Annotated in this window: 3 protein-coding genes; 1 reads left to right on the top strand and 2 read right to left on the bottom strand. The window is 48.8% G+C overall.

The genetic code is table 11. From position 1 onward, the window contains the following. The first annotated feature begins 55 nt into the window (after nt 1–55). Nucleotides 56–754 (top strand): TetR/AcrR family transcriptional regulator, encoded by a 699-nt coding sequence (locus B3P58_RS00015; protein WP_145466531.1) that lies wholly within the window; start codon nt 56–58, stop codon nt 752–754. Between the two features lie 44 nt (nt 755–798). Here B3P58_RS00015 and B3P58_RS00010 read toward each other — a convergent pair whose 3' ends face one another. Beyond that, nucleotides 799–2,031 (bottom strand): sensor histidine kinase, encoded by a 1,233-nt coding sequence (locus tag B3P58_RS00010; RefSeq protein WP_286714980.1) that lies wholly within the window; start codon nt 2,029–2,031, stop codon nt 799–801. After that, the gene (locus B3P58_RS00005; protein WP_286714978.1) at nt 1,980–2,456 is read right to left on the bottom strand and encodes a hypothetical protein; all 477 of its coding nucleotides are present in this window, start codon (nt 2,454–2,456) and stop codon (nt 1,980–1,982) included. The genes B3P58_RS00010 and B3P58_RS00005 overlap by 52 nt, the downstream gene beginning before the upstream one ends. Nucleotides 2,457–2,678 lie beyond the last annotated feature (222 nt).

Here is a 2,678-nt window from a genome sequence, read left to right as displayed (position 1 = left end):
TAGGCCCTCACAGACTATGTTATGCCAGATTCTGTTCTTACTGGCGGGAAGTGATATGAGCACACAAAAATACAAGACCGGCGCTATTCGTGAGCGCAACAATGAAAATATTCTTGCTGCAGCCGAGCAGGAGTTTGTATTACATGGTTTTAAGGGTACCAGCATGCAGGCCATTGCTGACCGTGCCGGCGTTCCCAAAGCCAATATCCATTATTACTTTAAGAACAAGGGCAATCTGTATCGTGCCCTGCTGGAAAATATCCTGACCACCTGGAACGAAGTACTGTCCGATATTAATGCCGACAGTGATCCTGCTCATATTCTGAGCCTGTTTATCCGTACCAAGATTCGTCTTTCCTATACCCATCCGAATGCATCTAAAATTTTCGCCATGGAAATCATTCAGGGCGCACCTTACCTGAAAGATTATATCAGTGGTGCAATGCGCTTATGGGTCAGAGAGAAAACTCAGGTAATTCAGAGCTGGATTGATGCCGGTAAAATCCGTGCCGTAGATCCGACCCATCTTATTTTTATGATCTGGTCATCAACTCAGCATTACGCTGACTTTGAAACCCAGGTACTCGAAGTAACCAACAAACGTCAGTATGAAGAAGAAGATATTCTGCGTATTGGTGATTTTCTTGAAGATATGATTCTGCGCGGCTGTGGCCTGACACCGCCAGGGCGTGCGGCCTATCTGGCGACAACAGATAATACAGAAACCAGCACAGAAGATACTGCTGCGGTTTAACCCATGCACTCACAGAACCCGCTCCGGGATTCTGTGAGTACGTTTCAGTGATTATTAATCACCAGCTTTAAGCCCTGCTCAGTCATCGTCCGGTCATATCGGTCGAGATCCAGCGGTATACGCAGGTGAATTTCTGCGCCCTGGTTTTCCGCACCCTGACGGCGCTCACACACTTCAATGCTGCCGTGCAGAATACGTGTAACCAGATTATACGCCAGATGCATCCCCAGACCGGTTTTGCCGCGGTTACGGCCTGTAGTAAAAAACGGATCAAAAATATGCTCGCGCACTTCATTACTGATGCCGACGCCATCGTCTTTATAGATCAGCGTCAGAAGGTTTTCTGTTACATCTATACTGCCATGTATCTGAATATGACTGTCACCACCGTCCGGATAGCCATGATCCAGCGAGTTGCCAATCAGTGCTCCCATTACCAACCCAAGCGTCTGCCGGCAGGTGTTCAGAATAACCGACTGGCTGAGGTTATATTCAATACGACAGGTGTTGTCTTCAACAAAAAAGTCATCATTGTTACCGGCAAATTCCTGCAGAAATTCTTCCAATGAAAAGCGCGAGCGGAAATCACTTTCTTCATCAACTGCCAGCGATTTAAAGGTACGCACCAGGCGGTGTGAGCGGTTCAGATTTTCATCGATCAGTAACAAACCTTCTGAAATATTATTAATCTGCGCCGAGAAGGTATTTTTATCCAGACTGCCGTCTTTCACCCGCTGCTGAATCAGCAATACTGAATCTTCGATATAACTCCGGGCCGTTACACAAATGCCCAGCGGCGTATTCAGCTCATGGGCAACACCGGCAACCAGACTGCCCAGCTGCGCCATTTTTTCATTTTCTACCTGCTCATGCTGGTTTTCCTGCAGGGTATCAAGCAGACGGTTAAGCGATAAAATGGCATTATTCAGTTCGCCCGTCCGTTCTTCTACTTTCTGCTCCAGCTGATTTTTAAGCTGTTGCAACTCACGGTCGGAATCATCACGCTCTGCCATTACCTGCTGAAGCTGCTGGCATAAACGGTTAATAGTATGGCCAATGCGGTTAAGCTCATCACTGCCGCCACCATCATCCGGCAACTGTACCAGTGCACGAATATCACCACGCTCCGCCCAGTCAGTAAGAGCGCGCAGCTGAGAGCCGGCATAACGTTTGCGCCACCTGAATACCGCAAACGACAGTAAAACCGCCAACAACAGAACCGTCATCAGATGCTGTAACAGCACAACCGGAGCCATCGCCAGAATCTGTTGACGCATTGCCGCCAAATCCAGCTGCAAATGCAGACTGCCGACCAGAATACTGCGCTCGCCATTGTGATAATGCAGATCAAACTGCCGCTCCTGCAGAACCTTGTAGCGGGTTTTTCGTTCCCGGCCTGTCCGGCGGAAAAGTGCTCGCCATTACCGGCATCCAGCACGGCAGCGCGGATATAAGGAAACTGTACCAGAGCCGCCAGCTGGGATTTGACCTGTGGAATATCAAAACTCCACACGCTCTGCGCCAGAGCCGGCAAATAGCCGCTGCGGATCTGTTGCAGCAGGGCTTCATTGTGGCGGAATTCCGAGCGGTAAGCGCTGTACAGCGTCACAGAGGATGACAACAGAGATAACAGCAGGCTGACTATAAACAGCCGGATCAGCAACCGTCGGCCGGAAGCACTGCGCCAGTAAAATGTACTCATGTTCCCTCCCTGCATATTCCCTTGCTTAGCGTTCAGTGAGCACAGGTTCTATGAGTCTAGAAAGACTGCGGCTGATAGCCAGCTCAACAGGAGTGAGAATAAAAAACAGTCTGTAAGTGAGCTGCGATATACCTGTTATTTATAAATCACTTCACAAAGTGGCCAGTATCCTAGGGCCTGTTAACACTAATTAAACAAGCCTGTTATCGGCTAAAAATTCCT

The sequence above is a fragment of the Thalassolituus sp. UBA2009 genome, assembly GCF_002335285.1.
Taxonomy (GTDB): domain Bacteria; phylum Pseudomonadota; class Gammaproteobacteria; order Pseudomonadales; family Oceanobacteraceae; genus Venatoribacter; species Venatoribacter alkanivorans.
Note: the sequence above shows the minus strand (reverse complement) of the source record. Positions and strands in the feature narration are given on the sequence as shown.

Excerpts from the sequence above, each read along its gene's own strand:
- B3P58_RS00015 (WP_145466531.1), top strand. The coding sequence starts at position 56 with ATGAGCACACAAAAATACAAGACCGGCGCTATTCGTGAGCGCAACAAT.
- B3P58_RS00005 (WP_286714978.1), bottom strand. The coding sequence starts at position 2,456 with ATGAGTACATTTTACTGGCGCAGTGCTTCCGGCCGACGGTTGCTGATC.
- B3P58_RS00010 (WP_286714980.1), bottom strand. The coding sequence starts at position 2,031 with ATGCGTCAACAGATTCTGGCGATGGCTCCGGTTGTGCTGTTACAGCAT.